The 16,902-nt window shown below is 63.1% G+C and carries 17 protein-coding genes; 7 read left to right on the top strand and 10 right to left on the bottom strand.

Annotated features, from left to right (window positions below):
- Positions 1 to 2: 2 nt before the first annotated feature.
- Entirely contained in the window at positions 3 to 956 is a 954-nt protein-coding gene (gene cbpA, locus WF331_RS02440) for a curved DNA-binding protein (protein WP_016501847.1), read from the bottom strand.
- A 164-nt stretch (positions 957 to 1,120) separates the two neighbouring features.
- Between cbpA and WF331_RS02445 the strand changes: the two genes are divergently transcribed.
- Entirely contained in the window at positions 1,121 to 2,392 is a 1,272-nt protein-coding gene (locus tag WF331_RS02445; RefSeq protein WP_016501848.1) for an Hsp70 family protein, read from the top strand.
- Between the two features lie 134 nt (positions 2,393 to 2,526).
- Here WF331_RS02445 and WF331_RS02450 read toward each other — a convergent pair whose 3' ends face one another.
- The 3 genes from WF331_RS02450 to WF331_RS02460 all read right to left on the bottom strand — a co-directional run bounded on the left by WF331_RS02450 (position 2,527) and on the right by WF331_RS02460 (position 4,743).
- Complete coding sequence (locus tag WF331_RS02450) at positions 2,527 to 3,534, bottom strand: AI-2E family transporter (RefSeq protein ID WP_016501849.1); 1,008 nt, start codon at positions 3,532 to 3,534, stop codon at positions 2,527 to 2,529.
- A gap of 70 nt (positions 3,535 to 3,604) precedes the next feature.
- Positions 3,605 to 3,892 carry a PsiF family protein gene (locus tag WF331_RS02455; protein ID WP_016501850.1) on the bottom strand — a complete coding sequence of 96 codons (288 nt, stop codon included), beginning with the start codon at positions 3,890 to 3,892 and terminating at the stop codon, positions 3,605 to 3,607.
- 62 nt (positions 3,893 to 3,954) lie between these two features.
- On the bottom strand, positions 3,955 to 4,743 hold the full coding sequence (locus WF331_RS02460) for an AraC family transcriptional regulator (RefSeq protein WP_016501851.1): 789 nt from the start codon (positions 4,741 to 4,743) through the stop codon (positions 3,955 to 3,957).
- Between the two features lie 102 nt (positions 4,744 to 4,845).
- On the opposite strand from WF331_RS02460, the gene WF331_RS02465 reads away from it, so the two are divergent.
- Positions 4,846 to 5,718, top strand: coding sequence for a DMT family transporter (locus tag WF331_RS02465; protein WP_016501852.1), 873 nt, complete (start codon positions 4,846 to 4,848; stop codon positions 5,716 to 5,718).
- On the opposite strand, the gene WF331_RS02470 is transcribed toward WF331_RS02465, so the two are convergent.
- Complete coding sequence (locus tag WF331_RS02470; RefSeq protein ID WP_016501853.1) at positions 5,715 to 6,605, bottom strand: esterase/lipase family protein; 891 nt, start codon at positions 6,603 to 6,605, stop codon at positions 5,715 to 5,717. The genes WF331_RS02465 and WF331_RS02470 overlap by 4 nt on opposite strands.
- Before the next feature lie 123 nt (positions 6,606 to 6,728).
- Between WF331_RS02470 and osmE the strand changes: the two genes are divergently transcribed.
- Together osmE and WF331_RS02480 are read left to right on the top strand one after the other, a co-directional pair.
- Complete coding sequence (osmE, locus tag WF331_RS02475; RefSeq protein WP_016501854.1) at positions 6,729 to 7,070, top strand: osmotically-inducible lipoprotein OsmE; 342 nt, start codon at positions 6,729 to 6,731, stop codon at positions 7,068 to 7,070.
- A 42-nt stretch (positions 7,071 to 7,112) separates the two neighbouring features.
- The gene (locus WF331_RS02480; RefSeq protein ID WP_049274600.1) at positions 7,113 to 7,643 is read left to right on the top strand and encodes a ferritin-like domain-containing protein; all 531 of its coding nucleotides are present in this window, start codon (positions 7,113 to 7,115) and stop codon (positions 7,641 to 7,643) included.
- A 112-nt stretch (positions 7,644 to 7,755) separates the two neighbouring features.
- Here the strand turns inward: WF331_RS02480 and WF331_RS02485 are convergent, their stop codons facing one another.
- Positions 7,756 to 9,822 carry an AsmA family protein gene (locus WF331_RS02485; protein WP_284363093.1) on the bottom strand — a complete coding sequence of 689 codons (2,067 nt, stop codon included), beginning with the start codon at positions 9,820 to 9,822 and terminating at the stop codon, positions 7,756 to 7,758.
- A gap of 340 nt (positions 9,823 to 10,162) precedes the next feature.
- On the opposite strand from WF331_RS02485, the gene WF331_RS02490 reads away from it, so the two are divergent.
- From WF331_RS02490 to WF331_RS02500, 3 genes are all read left to right on the top strand, one after another.
- Positions 10,163 to 10,615 carry a phage infection protein gene (locus WF331_RS02490; protein WP_340622630.1) on the top strand — a complete coding sequence of 151 codons (453 nt, stop codon included), beginning with the start codon at positions 10,163 to 10,165 and terminating at the stop codon, positions 10,613 to 10,615.
- Positions 10,616 to 10,737: 122 nt separating this feature from the next.
- A complete protein-coding gene (locus WF331_RS02495; RefSeq protein ID WP_016501858.1) occupies positions 10,738 to 11,370 on the top strand; it encodes a TetR family transcriptional regulator in 633 nt (210 codons plus the stop codon).
- Between the two features lie 175 nt (positions 11,371 to 11,545).
- Positions 11,546 to 12,643, top strand: coding sequence for an AGE family epimerase/isomerase (locus WF331_RS02500; RefSeq protein WP_016501859.1), 1,098 nt, complete (start codon positions 11,546 to 11,548; stop codon positions 12,641 to 12,643).
- An 11-nt stretch (positions 12,644 to 12,654) separates the two neighbouring features.
- Here the strand turns inward: WF331_RS02500 and WF331_RS02505 are convergent, their stop codons facing one another.
- The 4 genes from WF331_RS02505 to livM form a co-directional block, all read right to left on the bottom strand.
- Entirely contained in the window at positions 12,655 to 13,422 is a 768-nt protein-coding gene (locus tag WF331_RS02505; protein WP_340622631.1) for an SDR family oxidoreductase, read from the bottom strand.
- 593 nt (positions 13,423 to 14,015) lie between these two features.
- Complete coding sequence (locus WF331_RS02510) at positions 14,016 to 14,732, bottom strand: ABC transporter ATP-binding protein (RefSeq protein ID WP_016501861.1); 717 nt, start codon at positions 14,730 to 14,732, stop codon at positions 14,016 to 14,018.
- The gene (locus WF331_RS02515) at positions 14,729 to 15,604 is read right to left on the bottom strand and encodes an ATP-binding cassette domain-containing protein (protein ID WP_016489420.1); all 876 of its coding nucleotides are present in this window, start codon (positions 15,602 to 15,604) and stop codon (positions 14,729 to 14,731) included. Before WF331_RS02515 ends, WF331_RS02510 begins: the two co-directional genes overlap by 4 nt.
- A complete protein-coding gene (gene livM / locus WF331_RS02520; RefSeq protein ID WP_016501862.1) occupies positions 15,601 to 16,902 on the bottom strand; it encodes a high-affinity branched-chain amino acid ABC transporter permease LivM in 1,302 nt (433 codons plus the stop codon). The genes WF331_RS02515 and livM overlap by 4 nt, the downstream gene beginning before the upstream one ends.

Consider the following 16,902-nt stretch of genomic DNA (forward strand, 5'->3'; position numbering starts at 1 on the left):
GATCACTTACTCCATTGTGTCCTCGGGTTGAACGCCGCTTTCTCGGAAAGCTTGGTCCACAGTTCGCGGGCAGCCTCGTCGGAGGTCGGCGGCATGACCACTTTCAGTTGCGCATAAAGGTTGCCGCGCTCACCGCTCTTGTTCGCCAGGCCCTTGCCCGGTACACGCAGGCGCTGGCCGCTCTGGCTGTCGGGGCGGATGGTCAGGTTGATCTTGCCTTCCAGGGTCGGCACCGCAACCTTGGTGCCCAGCGCCGCCTCCCACGGTGCCAGCGGCACAGTGATGATCAGGTCATGTCCTTCGACATCGAACAGCGGGTGCGGTGCCATGCGGATGGTCAGGAACAGGTCACCATTGGCCCCACCACCGCTGCCCGGCGCGCCCTGGCCCTTGAGGCGGATACGCTCACCGTCGGTCACACCGGCCGGGATCTTCACGTTCAGGGTCTTGGTGGTGAAGCCGGTGCGTTGGCCCAAGGCATTGGTTTGCGGCACCTGGAAGCTGATCTGCTTGGACTCCTTGCTCAGGGTCTCTTCAAGGAACACAGCCAGTTCAAGCTCCACATCCTGCCCTCGCCTGCCGGCACTGCGTTGCTGCTGCCGGGCACCACCGAAGGGGTTGCCACCCCGCCCACCGAAGACCGAACTGAAGAAGTCGGAGAAGTCGCCGCCCTCGAAGCCGCCGCCACCGCCACGGCTCTCCCAGCCCGGTGGTGCCTGGAACGGCCGGCCATGTTGGCCGCCGTACTTGCGAATTTCGTCGAACTCGGCACGTTTTTGCGCGTCGCCCAGCACTTCGTAGGCCTCGTTGGCCTCCTTGAACTTGTCCTCGGCGTCGCGCTCCTTGCTGACATCGGGGTGATACTTGCGCGCAAGCTTGCGGTACGCGGCCTTGATCGCCTTCTCGTCCGCCGTGGGCTCTACGCCGAGTATCTTGTAATAGTCTTTGAAGTCCATCTGTGGATCACCAATGTGAATGTGCGTGTTGCAACAGAAGATAGGGGTCAAGCATAGCCTTTCAAGACCGCCTTGGGTTTGCGCCATGGCAGACGACTGGTCTTGATTCTGTAGCCAAGTGGCATAAACTGCGCGGCCGTTTTCCTTCCGGAAGCTGATTTCCCATGTCTGACGTATCCCCGGCCCGCGCCCTGGGCATCGACTTTGGCACCTCCAACTCCACGGTCGGCTGGCACCGCCCTGGCGTGGAGTCGCTGATTGCCCTGGAAGACGGCAAGATCACCTTGCCCTCGGTGGTGTTCTTCAATATCGAAGAGCGGCGCCCGGTGTATGGCCGCCTGGCACTGCACGAATACCTGGAAGGCTACGAAGGCCGCCTGATGCGCTCGCTGAAGAGCCTGCTGGGCTCCAAGCTGATCAAGCACGACACCAGCGTGCTGGGCAGTGCCCTGCCGTTCAAGGACCTGCTGGGCATGTTCATCGGTGAGCTGAAAAAGCGCGCCGAAACCGCCGCTGGCCGCGAATTCGACCAGGTGGTGCTGGGCCGCCCGGTGTTCTTCGTCGACGAAGACCCGGCTGCCGACCAGGAGGCCGAGGACACCCTGGCCGACGTGGCGCGCAAGATCGGCTTCAAGGATGTGTCGTTCCAGTACGAGCCGATTGCCGCGGCCTTCGACTACGAGTCGGGCATCAGCCGTGAAGAACTGGTGCTGATCGTCGACATCGGTGGTGGTACTTCGGACTTCACGTTGATCCGCCTGTCGCCCGAGCGCCACCTGATCGCCGAGCGCCAAAGCGACATTCTCGCGACCGGCGGCGTGCACATCGGCGGTACCGACTTCGACAAGCAGCTGAGCCTGCAAGGCGTGATGCCGCTGTTCGGCTACGGCAGCCGCATGAAAAGCGGCGCGCTGATGCCCACCAGCTACCACCTTAACCTGGCCACCTGGCACACCATCAACGCCCTGTACTCGCAGAAGTCGCAGCTGGCGCTGGGCAGCATGCGCTATGACATCGAGGACAGTTTCGGCATCGACCGCCTGTTCAAGCTGATCGAGCAGCGCGCCGGGCACTGGCTGGCGATGGAAGTGGAGGCCAGCAAGATCGAGCTGACCGAGCAAGACAGCCGCCACATCGACCTGCGCCGTGTCGAGCCCGAACTGACCGCAGCGCTGACCCGTGCGCTGTTCGAAGAGGCGATCGAAGGCCTGCTGGAGCGCGTGCGCGGCAGTGTGACCGAGCTGCTGGCCAAGGCTGGCGTGAGCGAAAGCCAGGTTGACACCGTGTTCTTCACGGGCGGTTCCAGCGGCATTCCGGCGCTGCGCAACAGTGTGTCGGCGATGTTGCCGAATGCGCGGCATGTGGAAGGCAACATCTTTGGCAGCATTGGTAGCGGCCTGGCCATCGAAGCCCGCAAGCGTTACGGCGCAGCCTGATTCATCTCTATGGCCTGGACTGGCCTCTTCGCGGGTAAACCCGCTCCCACAGGGATCGCACAGTACTTGAGACTTGTGCAGTACCTGTGGGAGCGGGTTTACCCGCGAAGAGGCCGCTACAGGCTAATGAAGAATCAGACCAGCTCTTCGCGCTTCAGCTCGCTCTTGAGGTAGGCATAGTAGATCGGCCCCGCCACCACCCCCGGCAGCCCGAATGCCGCCTCGAACACCAGCATCGCCAGCAGCAGTTCCCAGGCCTTGGCACTGATCTGCCCGCCAACGATCCGCGCGTTGAGGAAGTACTCGACCTTGTGGATGACGATCAGGTAACCCAGCGCTGCCGCCGCCACCCAGATCGACAGCGACAGGCCGACAATGGTGATCAGGGTGTTGGACATCAGGTTGCCGATCACCGGCAGCAAGCCCAGCAGGAAGGTCAGCACGATCAGCGTCTTGGTCAGCGGCAGGTGCACGCCGAACAGCGGCATCACCACCGCGAGGAAGATGCCGGTAAAGGCCGTGTTGAGCAGCGAGATCTTGATTTGCGCGAACACGATGTTGCGAAACGCCTTCACCAGCAGGTTCAACCGTTCGAACAGCGCTGCCGCCAGCGGCTTGCGCCGGGAAACATCGGGGATGCGCTGCAAGGCGATGATCGCGCCGAGGATCATGCCGATCAGCAGCGTCACGAACATGTGCGCCATGCCCTTGCCCACCAGTTGCAGGTCGCTCAGGTGGCTCTTGATCCAGTCACCGATGGCCACCTTGAACTCAGCGGCACTAGCGGGCAGGTAGCCCTCGATGAAGGGCGGCAGCTGACCGCGGGCACGCTCCACCAGGGCCATGAACTTGTCCAGCGAGGCGCCGGGGTTTTCCGCCTCGTGCAACAAAAAGCTGAAGGCACCGGCAATCAACAGCGTCAAGGTAATGACCACCAGCGTACCGAGCAGCGCTACGGCCAGCCAGCGCGCGCGTTGGCCGGCCAGTAGCGGTTGCAGGCGCGGGGTCAGCATGTTGACCAGTTCGAACACCAGCAGGCCGGCCAGCAGGCTGGGCAACAACTTCAGGGGCAAAGCCAGCAGCAGGCCCGCCATGACGATGATCAGGCTGGCCAGAGTGATCTGACGGGGGGTAAAGGTCATACAGCCTCGACGGCAGACAGCGGGAATGCCCGCAGTCTGCCAGCCTTGGCGGCGCAGGCATAGGCGCAGGTCATTTCTTCTTCAGGCAGTCGCTCATGTACGCCTTGCGCTCGTCACCCTTCAGGGCTTTGGTGGTGGCGTCGGCGTTGCAGGTCTTCATCTTCTCCTGCTGGGTTTGTGGCACGTCCTTCTTCAGGCAGGTGCTCATGAAGGCTTTGCGTTCATCGCCCTTCAGGGCTTTGGTGGTGGCGTCGGCGTTGCAGGTTTTCATTTTTTCCTGCTGCGCGGTATTGGCCGCGAAGCCTTGGGCGCTGAACAACACCGCCAACGCCAGCAATGGAATTTGCAGCACTTTCATGGAGTGATCTCCTTGGCTCCGTGCCCGACGCACGGGGGTCGAGCTGAGTGTAGCCAAGAATTTCAGCGCCCCGCCCGTGCCTGCCGACGGTACTGCTCGGGGGTGCACTGGGCCTGGCGCTGGAACATGGCGATGAACGCCGACGCGCTGCTGTAGCCAAGGTCGAAAGCAATGGCCTGAATCGGCAGGCCAGCCTCCAGCGCTTCGATGGCCCGCAGAAAACGCAGGCGCAGGCGCCATTCGCCAAAACTGATGCCCAGTTCGCGCAAGAACTGGCGGGCCAGGGTGCGTTCGCTGACATGCACACGGGCGGCCCAATCGGCCAGCGGGCGATTGTCACCGGGCTCGGCACCAAGGCCGTCGAGTACCTGGCGCAGGCCATCGCTGTGGGCAAACGGCAGGTAGCAGGCCTGGGTGGGCGCCAGCAGCAACTGGTCGAGCAGTACCTGCACCAGGCGCTGGTCGCGCTCGTCCTCGGCTACCTTCAGGTCACGCCGGGCGAAGTCGCCAAGGATGGCCTTGAGGATATCGCTGATCATCAGGCTGCACGGTTGCTGCGGCAGGGCTGTGCACAGGCTGCGGTCGAGATAGATGGAGCGGTAGACGATGGCCTGCGGGTTGTAGCAGCCATGCGCGGTGTCGGGCGGTACCCAAACAGCGTATTGCGGCGGCGACAGGAAACGCTGGCCGGCCACATCCAGGTGCATCACGCCGTGAGCGGAGTAGTTGAGCTGGCCCCAGGCGTGGCAGTGCACGGCGCTGTGGGTGTCGGCAACGAACTCGTCGTGGCGGAAGTACACCGGGGCCGGCAGTTGGGTGAACTGGGGGATATCGAGGAGTTTGCGCGGCATGCTGTCTGCTTTGCGGGGTGGGTTGTCTGGATAGGAGTATAGGCTTATTGACAGACACTCGATAATACAGCCCTATCGAGGGCCCAATGAGTAACCCGCTACATGAATTACCTTTTCCCCCTCACCGCCATCCTCATCTGGGCCGGCAACACCGTGGTCACCAAGATGTCCGCTGGCGCCATCCACCCTGCCGAAATCGGCTTCTACCGCTGGCTGCTGGCCGGCTTGCTGTTCACGCCGTTCCTGTTGCCCGCCGTGTGGCGCAACCGCGCAGCCATTCGCCCGCACCTGGGCAAAGTGTTCGTGCTGGGCGTGCTGGGCATGGCGATGTACCAGAGCCTGGCCTACTTCGCCGCCGGCATCACCAGCGCCACCAACATGGGCATCATCCTCTCGCTGATGCCGCTGATGTCGCTGGCGCTGTCCATCGCCTGGCTGGGCCAGCGCCTGAGCTACGGCGCCCTTCTGGGCGCGGTGGTGTCATTTTTCGGCGTGCTGGAAGTGGTCAGTGCCGGCCACCCCGCCAGCCTGCTGGAACAGGGCCTGAACGGCGGCGACCTGTTGATGCTGGTGGCCACACTGGCCTACGCGCTGTACAGCTTCCTGCTGAAGAAATGGCAGTTGCGCCTGCCACCGCTGCAATTGCTGTACTTGCAGGTGCTGGTGGCAATCGTGGTGCTGCTGCCGCTGTACCTGCTGTCGGAAAAGACGGGCCTGCACAGCCATAACATCGGCCTGGTGCTGTACGCCTGCGTGCTGGCTTCGATGATCGCGCCGCTGCTGTGGATGCAGGCCGTGCACCGCCTGGGCCCAAGCCGCACCACGCTGTTTTTCAACCTGCTGCCGCTGGTCACCGCACTGATCGCCGCCGTGGTGCTGGACGAGCAACTGGCCAGTTACCACTTGGTCGGCGGCGTGCTGACCCTGGTCGGTGTGGTGCTGGCTGAGCGCTGGACCACGCCGATACGCCGCTAAAGCCCGGCTGCCTTGAGCCGGGCTGCGTGCTCGGTGAACAGCCGCACCGGCTCGGCGCCCTTGCCCACGGCGCCGAGCGACTGGTTGACGATATCCAGGTGATCAAGTGGATAGTCATCGCCGATCACCTGCCCCAGGTGCGAACTGAAACGCCCGACCATGCCGTCGCACTGGCCCTTTTCCTTGACGAAGCTGCGCGCGAACAGGCGGCAGAAGCGGTTGCTGCCGTCAAAGCGGTTGCGTCCCTGGTCAGTCAACCCGGGCTGCAACGTGCCGGACCACGAGTAGTAGCGCACGCCATTGACCTCATAGGCCCCTTCCCCGCCCCAGGTGTTCGGCAGGCCCTGTGGATAAGCCTGGTTGAACAGCGCGACCCCGGCGCTGGTCAGTGCCTGATGCGAGGCATGCACATCAACCGGCAGCGGGTCGCGGCGCCAGCCGGTTTCCAGCCACACCAGCAACACGGCAAAGCCATGCAGCACGGCCTTCAGGATACGCCCCTGGGGTGAATGGCCCGGTGCCGTGCGCTCAAGGTGGTCGGCCAGTTCCGAGCCGTGATTGGGGCCGGCCACCGAGGTGACCGAAGCCACCCGACCAGGCCGCTTGGCCGCTGCGTAACGGGCGCTCAGTGCACCCTGGCTGTGGCCGATGAGGTTGACCTTGTCGGCGCCGGTGCGCTGGCAGATGTCTTCGATGATCGCCAGCAACTGCTCGCCGCGCACCTCGCTGGAATGCAGCGGCGAAACCTGCACCGGGAACACCTGCGCCCCGCCCTTGCGCAGGGCAGGCACGATGCCGAACCAGTAGGGGTAGAGCACTAGCCGGACAAACCCGAGCATGCCCGGGACCAGCACCAACGGGTATCGCGTGGCCAATTCCTGCTGCATTGCCCCAGCCCCTTTCCGTGGACGACCGGCCAACACTACAGCGCCAATCATGACCATCGCAATCGAACTCCCGGCGCGCGCTGTGGTTCCAAACCACACAGACCCTTTGCAAGGAGCGGGACCATGTACAAGCAGACCCTGGCAATCCTTCTGGCAAGCGCCACCCTGGCCGCCTGCGGCAGCCGCCCGGAAAACCCGGTGGACTACGTCACCTACCGCGACGAACCGCTGGTCAAACAGGTGGAGCACGGCATGACCATGCAGAAGGTCATCGCCATCGGCGGCAGCCCGTCGAACGTGATCGACCTGCCGCACGGGGGTACCTGCAACGACTACATCCTCAACCGTGACGGCAAGCAACAGCCCTACTACGTGCGCTTCGATGCCACCGGCCACGTCGATGCCAAAGGGTTCAAGACCTGTAAACAACGCCAAGAGGACAGCGACGCCGTCCCCGGCGCGTAAGCCTGCGTCCCCACCCTGACCCTGATCCGCCTGGAGATAAACATGAGCAACGTTGAACTGACCGATGTGAAAACCCTGCGCGAACGTGCCCGCCAGCATGTGGAGCAAGGCGCGGTGACCGAGGGTTACCACGCCGACCGTCAGGAAATCCTGCGCCTGCTGAATGAATCGCTGGCCACCGAGCTGGTGTGCGTGCTGCGCTATAAACGCCACTACTTCATGGCGAGTGGCATCAAGGCCAGCGTGGCTGCCGAGGAATTTCTGGAGCATGCAAACCAGGAAGCCGAACATGCCGACAAGCTGGCCGAGCGCATCGTCCAGCTGGGCGGCGAGCCGGATTTCAACCCCGATAACCTGACAAAAAACTCCCATGCCCAGTACGTGGCGGGTAATTCGTTGAAGGAGATGGTGCTGGAAGACCTGGTGGCTGAGCGGATTGCCATTGACAGCTACCGCGAGATCATCCAGTACATCGGCGACAAGGACCCGACCACCCGACGCATCTTCGAAGACATCCTGGCCCAGGAAGAAGAGCACGCGGACGACATGTCCGACCTGCTGCAAGGGCTGTAATCGCAAGGGGCTGGTTTGCAGCCCATTCGCGGCACAAGGCCGCTCCTACAGGGGTAGGCGATCCCTTGTAGGAGCGGCCTTGCGCCGCGAATGGGCCGCAACGCGGCCCCCATCACTTCTTGCCTTTCACTTCAGCCGGCGCCTTGCCCGCCTTCATCTGCTGCAACAGCGGCGTGCACTGGTTGGGATCATCCCCGCTGCTGGGCGCAATCAGCGCCAACAACCCCGCCGCCGGCCCGGCCACCACCCCCAGAGCCACCATTCCCGCCCCGCGCAGTGCCAGCGGCAACGCCTGCACGCCGGCATTGGGCTTGGCAAACGGCCCACGCACATACAGCGGCGAACGCAGCGAGAACAGACGCAGCCCTTTCGATTCCGGAGTGATCTTCAAGTCCAGCCGCTCGCTGGCGAAGTTGGCGGTGCCGTTGATGTAGATGATCGCGTTCTCAGTGTCGAAGATGAACAGCCGCGTAGTCGCCAGGCCGTCCTTGAGCCCGACATCGGCCGCTGCGCAATTGATCTTCACATCCTCATCACCAAACAGCTTGCCGACCACATAGTTGCCCACGTTCAAGCCGGCGATCTCCATCAGGCTGCGGCTGATCGCGCCATCGTTGATCAGCATGCGCAGGTCGCCATTGGCCGTCCCCAGCAAGGCCGCCACCGAATTGCCGCGGCCGCTGATGTCGGCATCGCCGTTCAGCTCGCCAAAGCTGGTCTGCATCGGCGCGAAAGTGGGGAACAGCTGCTTGAGCTTAAAGCCCCGGGCAGTCAATTGGGCGCGGCCCTGCAAAGGCACGCTGCGACCGTCCAGGCGGATTTTGGAGGCCAGGTTGCCGCCCGCCACGCCAAAACGCAGGGGCTCCAGGCGCAGCAGGCCGTCTTCAAGCATCACGTGGGCCGAAAGGTCGTTGAACGGCAGTTGCGTGCTGTGCACGATGCGCTTGCCGGCAAAGGTGACATCGGCGTCCATCGCGCGCCAGCGCTCTGTGCGGAATTCTTCAACCGGCAGCACCTTGCCCGTTGGCTGCTTGCTGGCACCACCACGGGCCTTCTGCTCGGCGTTGGAGTCGGCGCCGATAAGTGGCGCCAGGTCCTTGAACAGCAACTGGTTGGACACCAGGTTGCCGGACAGCTTGGGCCGTGGCTGGCTGGCGACGAAGGCCAGGTCACCGTGGATGTCGCTGTCACCGATCTTGCCGTTGAAGCCCTGGTAGTTGAACGTTGCGCCTTGCGGCGCATGCAGGTTGGCGCTGAGACGACCGTCGGTCGAGTAGGCCGGGGTGTCTGGCAGAGTTACCCCGGTCAATGGGTAAAGGTTGCCCAGGCTGGCACCGGACAGGCGCAGGCGCAGATCGAGCGCGCCGAGGTTGCGCGGGTCGGTCAGGGTGCCGGCGAGCACTACATGGGTGTCGGCGATGCGCACGTCGGCTTGCAGCGGAAAAGGCTGGCTGGCGTCCTGCAGGGCCAGCAGGCCGCCGATCTTGCCGGTGCCGGACACCGGCTGACCTTTGTAGCGGCCTTGGGCCTTGAGCCCGAAGGCGTAGTCCTGTGCACCGCCGGCCTTCTCGGCGCTGGCCTTGCCGACAATGTCGCTGAACGGGATCGGCTTGCCCAGCGGGTCGATCTGCACCTTCATGCTGGTTTTCAGGGTCTGGTCGTCGAAGCTGACATTCCCCTGGTCGAAACCGATCGCACCGATATCCAGCTGCCATTTGGACGGTTCTGCGTTTTCATCCTTGGGGCCGAAGTCGAACGTCCAGTTGGCACGGCCATCGGCCAGGCGAGTGAGGCTGGCAGTGGGCTTGGTCAGGTCGATGCGCGGGATGCTGATCTGCTGGAACAGCAGCGGCAACGGCGCCAGGCGAAACTCCACGCGCTCCAGGCCGACCATCTTCGGCTCCTTGAGCCAGTCCGGGTTGCCCAGGGTCAGGTCCTCGGCGGTGAAATGCGGCCATGGTACCCAGGCACGCCAGCCGCCCTCTTCAGGCTCAGTCCGCCAGTGAAGGGCCAGGTTGCCGTTGATTGCGAAGGGCCGGTGCAGGGCCTCGGAAACCTTTTCGTTGAGCAGGGGTTTTACGCGGTTCCAGTCGAAGGTAGCGATCACCACCACCAGAATCGCCAGCAGGGTGAGCAGGGTGGCGAGGGTCCAGACGAGGATTCTGGCGGGACGCGTCATTGCGTGATTCTCCTTGCGGCATGGCACAAAACGGGTGCAGCGATGGCAGTCAATATGTCGGACTGTGGAAAACCCGTGGGGTTTTATCGAGAGCGCCATGATAGCGAAGTTTTCCTGGCCTTTTGCTCAGCAATACGTCGCGCCAAGCGATGCCTGCTACCCGGCAACAGCCCAACCAAATCGTCATCAGCCGACCTGTATGGCGCTGCCTAGAGCGCTTGCAAACCTCTATCAATGCGGTCGATTGTTACCATTACCCGTATGAACTTCTCTCTGGCGTTACCGAGCGTAGCATTGGCTCCGTACCCACTTTCCAGCCCCCGAGAGGAGCACCGAAATCATGAAACGCCACCTGCTGACCCTGACCCTGTCCATCCTGGCTGCCAACGCTTTTGCCCTGCCAGCCGACGAACAACACCTGACCGCCGAATCCCGCTCCAGCGCTGCCGAAATCGCCCAGCCGCTGAAAACCGTTGCCGAAGGGGGTTCTGACCGCCTGATCGAACGCAGTGGGCGTGTTGCCGAAGGTGGCTCGGATCGCCTGATCGAACGCACTGGCCGCGTCGCTGAGGGTGGCTCGGATCGCCTGATCGAACGCAGTGGCCGCGTCGCTGAAGGTGGCTCGGATCGCCTGATCGAACGCAGTGGCCGTGTCGCTGAAGGTGGCTCGGATCGCCTGATCGAACGCAGTGGCCGCGTCGCTGAAGGTGGCTCGGATCGCCTGATCGAACGCAGTGGCCGCGTCGCTGAAGGTGGCTCGGATCGCCTGGTTGAACTCAGCCGTGTGAGCTGATCACCATGGCCGAAAAGAACAACCTGAGTCACACCGCTTGCTCCCCTCCAGGCCCGGTCCATTGACCGGGCTTTGTTTTTTTATCTAGAGTGCCCAGCCTTACCGCCACAGAAGCCCGCACCATGCTGCCGCGCGCCGAACAGAAACTACAGACCCGCCAGGCCCTGCTCGATGCCGCCTGCCTGCTGATGGAGAGTGGCCGTGGTTTCGGCAGTATCAGCCTGCGTGAAGTGGCGAAGACGGCCGGCATCGTGCCCACCGGCTTCTACCGGCATTTTCCCGACATGGACGCCCTCGGCCTGGCCCTGGTGGCCGAAATCGACACCACCTTCCGCCAGACTATCCGCCTGGTGCGCCAGAACGAATTCGAACTGGGCGGCATCACAGACGCTTCGGTGCGCATTTTCCTCGACGTAGTGGCTGCTCACCGCGCGCAGTTCCTGTTCCTGGCCCGCGAGCAGTACGGCGGTTCACAGGCCGTGCGCCAGGCCATTGCCCGCCTGCGCCAGGACATCAGCGACGATCTGGCCACCGACCTGGCGCGCATGAAGCGCTGGCAGCACTTGGACAACGCCGCGCTGGCAGTGATGGCCGACCTGGTGGTGAAGACCGTGTTCGCGACCCTGCCCGAGCTTATCGACAGCCCCGAATCGGGTTATCCACAGGCGCTGACGGCGCAGGAAAAGATCACCCAGCAATTACGCTTCATCTTCGTCGGGGCACGGCATTGGCAAGGGCTCGGCAACCCAGGCTGATGGGTTGCCTGTGCCGGCCCCTTCGCGGGCTTGCCCGCTCCCACAGGTAACCCAAATTGCTCGGGCCTGTGGTGATCCTGGGGGAGCGGGCAAGCCCGCGAAGGGGCCGGCACAGGCTACCGAAAACCCCAGTTCTGCTACCATGGCGCCCTGCCCGACAGCGACGAGCGCCGAAATGTCCGACCCCCGCCCCACCCTGCCTGAACTGGCCCGCTTCAACCAGCACTTCGCCGAATGCATCGTGCCGTTGTGGCAAGGCCCGGGCTGGAATGCCGACCTGGCCCTGCCCTACGAGGCGCTGGACGCCAAGCACCAGCCGTTGCCGGCGCAGCGCTACCGGGCCATGGCCTGCGCACGCCAGTTGTACCTGTTCAGCAGCCGTATCGGGCAACCGGGCGCTGCCGAGCGCGCGGCGGCGTTGTTCCGATCGCTGCAAAAGCACTTCCACGATGCCGAGCACGGTGGCTGGTTCTACAGCATCGATGCCCAAGGCAAGCCGCTGGACCGTCGCAAGGACCTGTACACCCACGCGTTCATCGTCTTTGCCTGCGCGCACTACTGGGGCAAGGTGCGCGAAAGCCTGGTGGAATCAACCCTGAACGCTGCGCTGGGCATCATCGACCAGCAATTCGCCCGTGACGACGGCCTGTACGAGGCCAGCCTGGGCGAAGACTGGGCTGACCTGGGCAGCGGCCCGCTGCAGAACCCACAGATGCACTTGGCCGAGGCGTTCCTGCAGGTGCTGGCGGTGCGCGCTGATGAACATACCCAGCAGTCGCTGCTGCAGTTGTGTGAAGCGCTGCAGGCGCACTTCGTCGAACCGGCCCATGGCCTGATGCTGGAAAAGCCACGCGGGGCTGTGGATAACTGGTTCGAGCCGGGGCACCAGTTCGAATGGTTCTACCTGCTGCACACCTCACCGCTGCTGCGTGACACGCCGCTGCATGCGTCCATCGACCGGGCTTTCGGCTTTGCCGAACAGTATGGGGTGAAAGAGGGAGCAGTACTGGCGATGCTGGATGTGGATGGGCGGGTGCTGGATGCCACGCAACGCATCTGGGCCCAGGCGGAGTACCTGCGGGCGCTGGTATTACGCGCTGGGAGTGAGGCGAAGCTGGTTGACCAGCTGCAGGCGCTGCAAGCGCGGTTCCTGCGCGAAGCGGGCTGGTATGAGTGCCGGGATGGTGAGGGCAATGTCAGCCGGCATGATATGCCATCGACTACGCCCTACCATCTGGCGACTTGCCTGAAAGGGTTGCAGCGCCTGAGCTGACGCTTTGTTGATCAGCCCTTGGCCGAACGGTCGATGGAGAACCCTGCCCAATCCTGGCTCACCGGCATCAGCTCCAGGCTGTTGATGTTGATGTGCGCCGGCTGGTTGAGGATCCAGAAGATGGTCTCGGCAATGTCCTGCGGCTGGATCGGCTCGGCACCCGCGTAAGTGGCGTCGTACTTGGCCTGGTCACCGCCGAAGCGCACCAGCGAGAACTCGCTCTCGCACAGGCCCGGCTCGATGTTGCTCACGCGCACACCAGTGCCGCGCAGGTCGCAGCGCAGGCTCAACGAGAACTGGCCGACGAAGGCCTTGGTGCCGCCGTACACATTGCTGCCCGGATACGGGTAGTTGCCCGCCACAGAACCTACGTTGAGGATCGACGCGCCGCGACCGTGGGCGATCAGGCGTGGCAGCAGCAGGCGGGTGGTGTACATCAGGCCCTTGATGTTGGTGTCGACCATGGTTTCCCAGTCGTCGAGGCTGCAGTTCTGCGCCGCATCCACACCCAGTGCCAGGCCGGCGTTGTTGACCAGGCCGCGAATCTTCTCGAACCCGGCCGGCAAGCTGGCGATGGCCTGCTCCATGGCCTTGCGGTCACGCACGTCGAGCACCAGGCCGTGGACCTCGGTCTTGGCCGACAGCTCTGCGCACAGGGCATCCAGGCGCTCCTTGCGGCGGCCAGTGAGCACCAGCTTCCAGCCAGCTTCGGCAAAGCGGCGGGCGGTGGCCTCGCCGAAACCGGAAGTGGCGCCAGTGATGAATACGATGGACGTCATGCTCTGTTCCTCACGGTAGGTTGTCATCGGCAGCTTTGCAGCATGCCCGCGCCGCGCGCGGGCAGCAAGCCGTTCAGGGCGCTGTACATTTTTTGTACATGTCCGGCAAACCCTTGCGGCAGAAGGCTCGGCGCCAGCTATGCGCATGTTATCCACAAGGCTTTCCCCACGGATTGGGGGCAACTCGTCCACAGTGCGGAACCCTTTCAGCGTTGGGTGGTCGGTGGATATCTTTTCGTTGAGGATGCAAAGCTTTCAAGCATGCAGCCTGCAGCAGTCTGTCCAAGGTTTCCCCACAGAGTTATCCACAGCTTTGACATTGATTTCCAGGTGCTTTCGGGTCTGTGAAAAACCCTGAAAAGTCACCCACAGGAACGATGTGATCAAAAAATGATCGCATCGCTGCAGGGTTTGGTATCAAAGGGCTGTAGCGAGATGCCACCATGTTTTCCACAGGCGGTTCCACATTATCCGTGGACAAGATCAAGCCTGTGGAAACAAGGGCTTGCGAGGGAGTGGTGGTGTGTATAGAGAACAAGGCGCGGCAAGTTGTCCACATGGGAATGGGGCTGCTTGGCAGCCCCGGATGTAACTCAGTGCCCGCCAAGATAGGCGTTGCGCACTTCCTCGTTGACCAGCAGCTCCTGCCCGGTGCCGGTCATGCGAATCTCCCCGTTGACCATTACATAAGCCCGGTCGGACAGCTTCAAGGCATGGTTGGCGTTCTGCTCCACCAGAAAAATGGTCATCCCGGTCTTGGCCAGCTCACGCAGGGTCGCAAAGATCTGCTTGACCACGATCGGTGCAAGCCCCAGCGAGGGCTCATCCAGCAACAGCAACTTCGGCCGGCTCATCAGCGCCCGGGCAATCGCCAGCATCTGCTGCTCGCCACCGGACATGGTCATGGCCCGCTGGGTACGCCGCTCCTTCAGCCGCGGGAACAGCTCGTACATGCGCTGCATGTCTTCAGCGGCATGCTTGTCGCCGATGGGGATGGTGCCCATCATCAGGTTTTCCTCGACGGTCATGTCGGGGAATACCCGGCGCCCTTCCGGCGACTGGGCAATACCATTGGAAGCGATGTAGTGCGACGACTTGCGGGTAATGTCGGTGCCGCGATAGACGATATGCCCGGATGCCGCCCGCGGCTGGCCGAAGATCGACATCAGCAGGGTGGACTTGCCGGCACCGTTGGCACCGATCAGGCTGACCGTCTCCCCTTCGTTGATGTGCATCGATACCTTTTTCAGCGCTTGGATCGGCCCGTAGAACACGTCCAGGTCCTTCAGTTCGAGAATGGGTGCACTCATACCAGTTCCTCTTCATCTGCACCCAGGTAGGCGGCGATCACCGTCGGGTTGTGGCGGATTTCCTGCGGCGCGCCTTCGGCAATCACGTTGCCGTGGTCCAGCACCACGATATGGTCGGAAATGCTCATGACCATGCCCATGTCGTGCTCGATCAGCACCACGGTGATGTCATGCTCGTCCCGCAGTACACGAATCATGCGGCTTAGGGCTTCGGTTTCCTGCGGGTTAAGGCCCGCCGCCGGTTCGTCCAGGCAGATGATCTTCGGCCGCGTGCACATGGCCCGGGCAATTTCCAGCCGGCGCTGCTGGCCGTACGACAGCTCGCCGGCCAGGCGGTTGGCGCAGTCGACCAGGTCGACCACTTCCAGCCAGTAGAATGCGTGGTCCAGCGCGTCGCTTTCGGCCTTGCGGTAGGCCTTGGTGTTGAGCACCCCGGCCAGCAGGTTGCGGTTGACCCACATGTGCTGGGCCACCAGCAGGTTTTCCACTACCGACATTTCCTTGAACAGGCGGATGTTCTGGAAGGTGCGCGCCAGGCCTGCGCGGTTGACCAGGTGTGTGCCGCCGAACATCTTGTAGTACAGGCGGTTGGCAAAGCGCGCCGGCGACACGAAGTCCGCCGCCTGGAAGCGCTCGCCAAGCAACTGGATGACGTTGGTGTGGCTGCCGCGCACGTTCAGCTCGATGCGCCCGCCACTGGCCTTGTAGAAGCCGGTCAGGCAGTTGAACACCGTGGTCTTGCCGGCGCCGTTGGGGCCGATCAGGGCGAAGATCTGGTTGCGCCGGACCTTCAGGCTGACATCACTCAGCGCCTTGATGCCACCGAACTGCATCATCAGGTTGTCGACAGAGAGAATGATATCGTCGCTCATGGCGCCACTCCTTTACGCGGGGTCACACCGGTACGGCTGATGCGGATCAGCCCACGCGGTCGCCAGATCATCATCAGCACCATCAGCACGCCGAACAGCAGCACCCGGTATTCGGAGAAGCTGCGCAGCAGTTCGGGTGCCACGGTCAGCACGAACGCTGCAATTACCACGCCCACGGTCGAGCCCATGCCACCCAGCACGACAATGGCAAGGATCAGCGCCGACTCGAAGAAGGTGAACGACGACGGGTTTACGAAGCCCTGGTAGGTGGCGAAAAACACCCCGGCCAGGCCGGCCGTGGAGGCACCCAGGGTAAACGCCGAAAGCTTGACCAGCACGTGGTTCAGGCCCATGGAGCGGCAGGCGATCTCGTCTTCGCGCAGCGCTTCCCACGCGCGGCCTACCGGCATGCGGGTCAGGCGGTGCTTGATGTACAGCACAGCCAGCACCACCAGGAACAGCACCGCGTAGATGAACACGAACTTGAGGTTGGCGTTGTAATCGAAGCCGAAGAACTCGTGGATCGGCACCCCGCCATCTTTGGCCCGGCGGCCGAATTCCAGGCCAAAGAAGGTTGGCGAAGGCGCCGGCATGCCGTTGGGGCCTCCGGTGAACGACAGCCAGTTGTTCAGCACCAGGCGGATGATCTCGCCAAAGCCCAGGGTCACGATAGCCAGGTAGTCACCGTGCATTCGTAGCACCGGGAAGCCCAGTATGCACCCCGCCAACGCGGCGGCGATGGCCGCCAGGGGCAGCACGCTCCAGAAACCCAGACCGAGGTACTGGTAACCCAGTGCCAGGCCGTAGGCGCCAATGGCGTAGAACGCCACGTAGCCCAGGTCGAGCAGGCCGGCCAGGCCGACCACGATGTTAAGGCCAAGCCCCAGCAACACGTAGATCAGCCCGAGGATGACGACGGTCAGCAGGTACTTGTTGGCGAAGATCGGGAAGACGATGGCAATCACCACCAGCGCCGGGATGATGTAGCGCAGCCGCGACTTGTAGTCCGGCGCGTTCACATGCACGCCAGAGCCACCGTTATCGAAGCCCTGGAGCATGCGCACGCCAGCGGCGGTCTGCAGGTACAGGCTGAGCAGGAAGCGCCCCACCATCACCCCGCCGACCAGCCAGGCTACGCGGCGCGGCTCGGCATTGAAGGTGTAGCCGTCGAGCACCACGCCGACGACCGGGCCAAACACAATGAGTGCCAGCAGGCCGGCGACGAGGGTCTCCAGCAGGCTGCGTTTAAGGTCGAAACCCTTGGTTTCGGAAGCAGAGGCAGTTTTGGCAACGGACAT

It is taken from the genome of Pseudomonas sp. YNh, from assembly GCF_037993085.1.
GTDB classification, from domain to species: domain Bacteria; phylum Pseudomonadota; class Gammaproteobacteria; order Pseudomonadales; family Pseudomonadaceae; genus Aquipseudomonas; species Aquipseudomonas putida.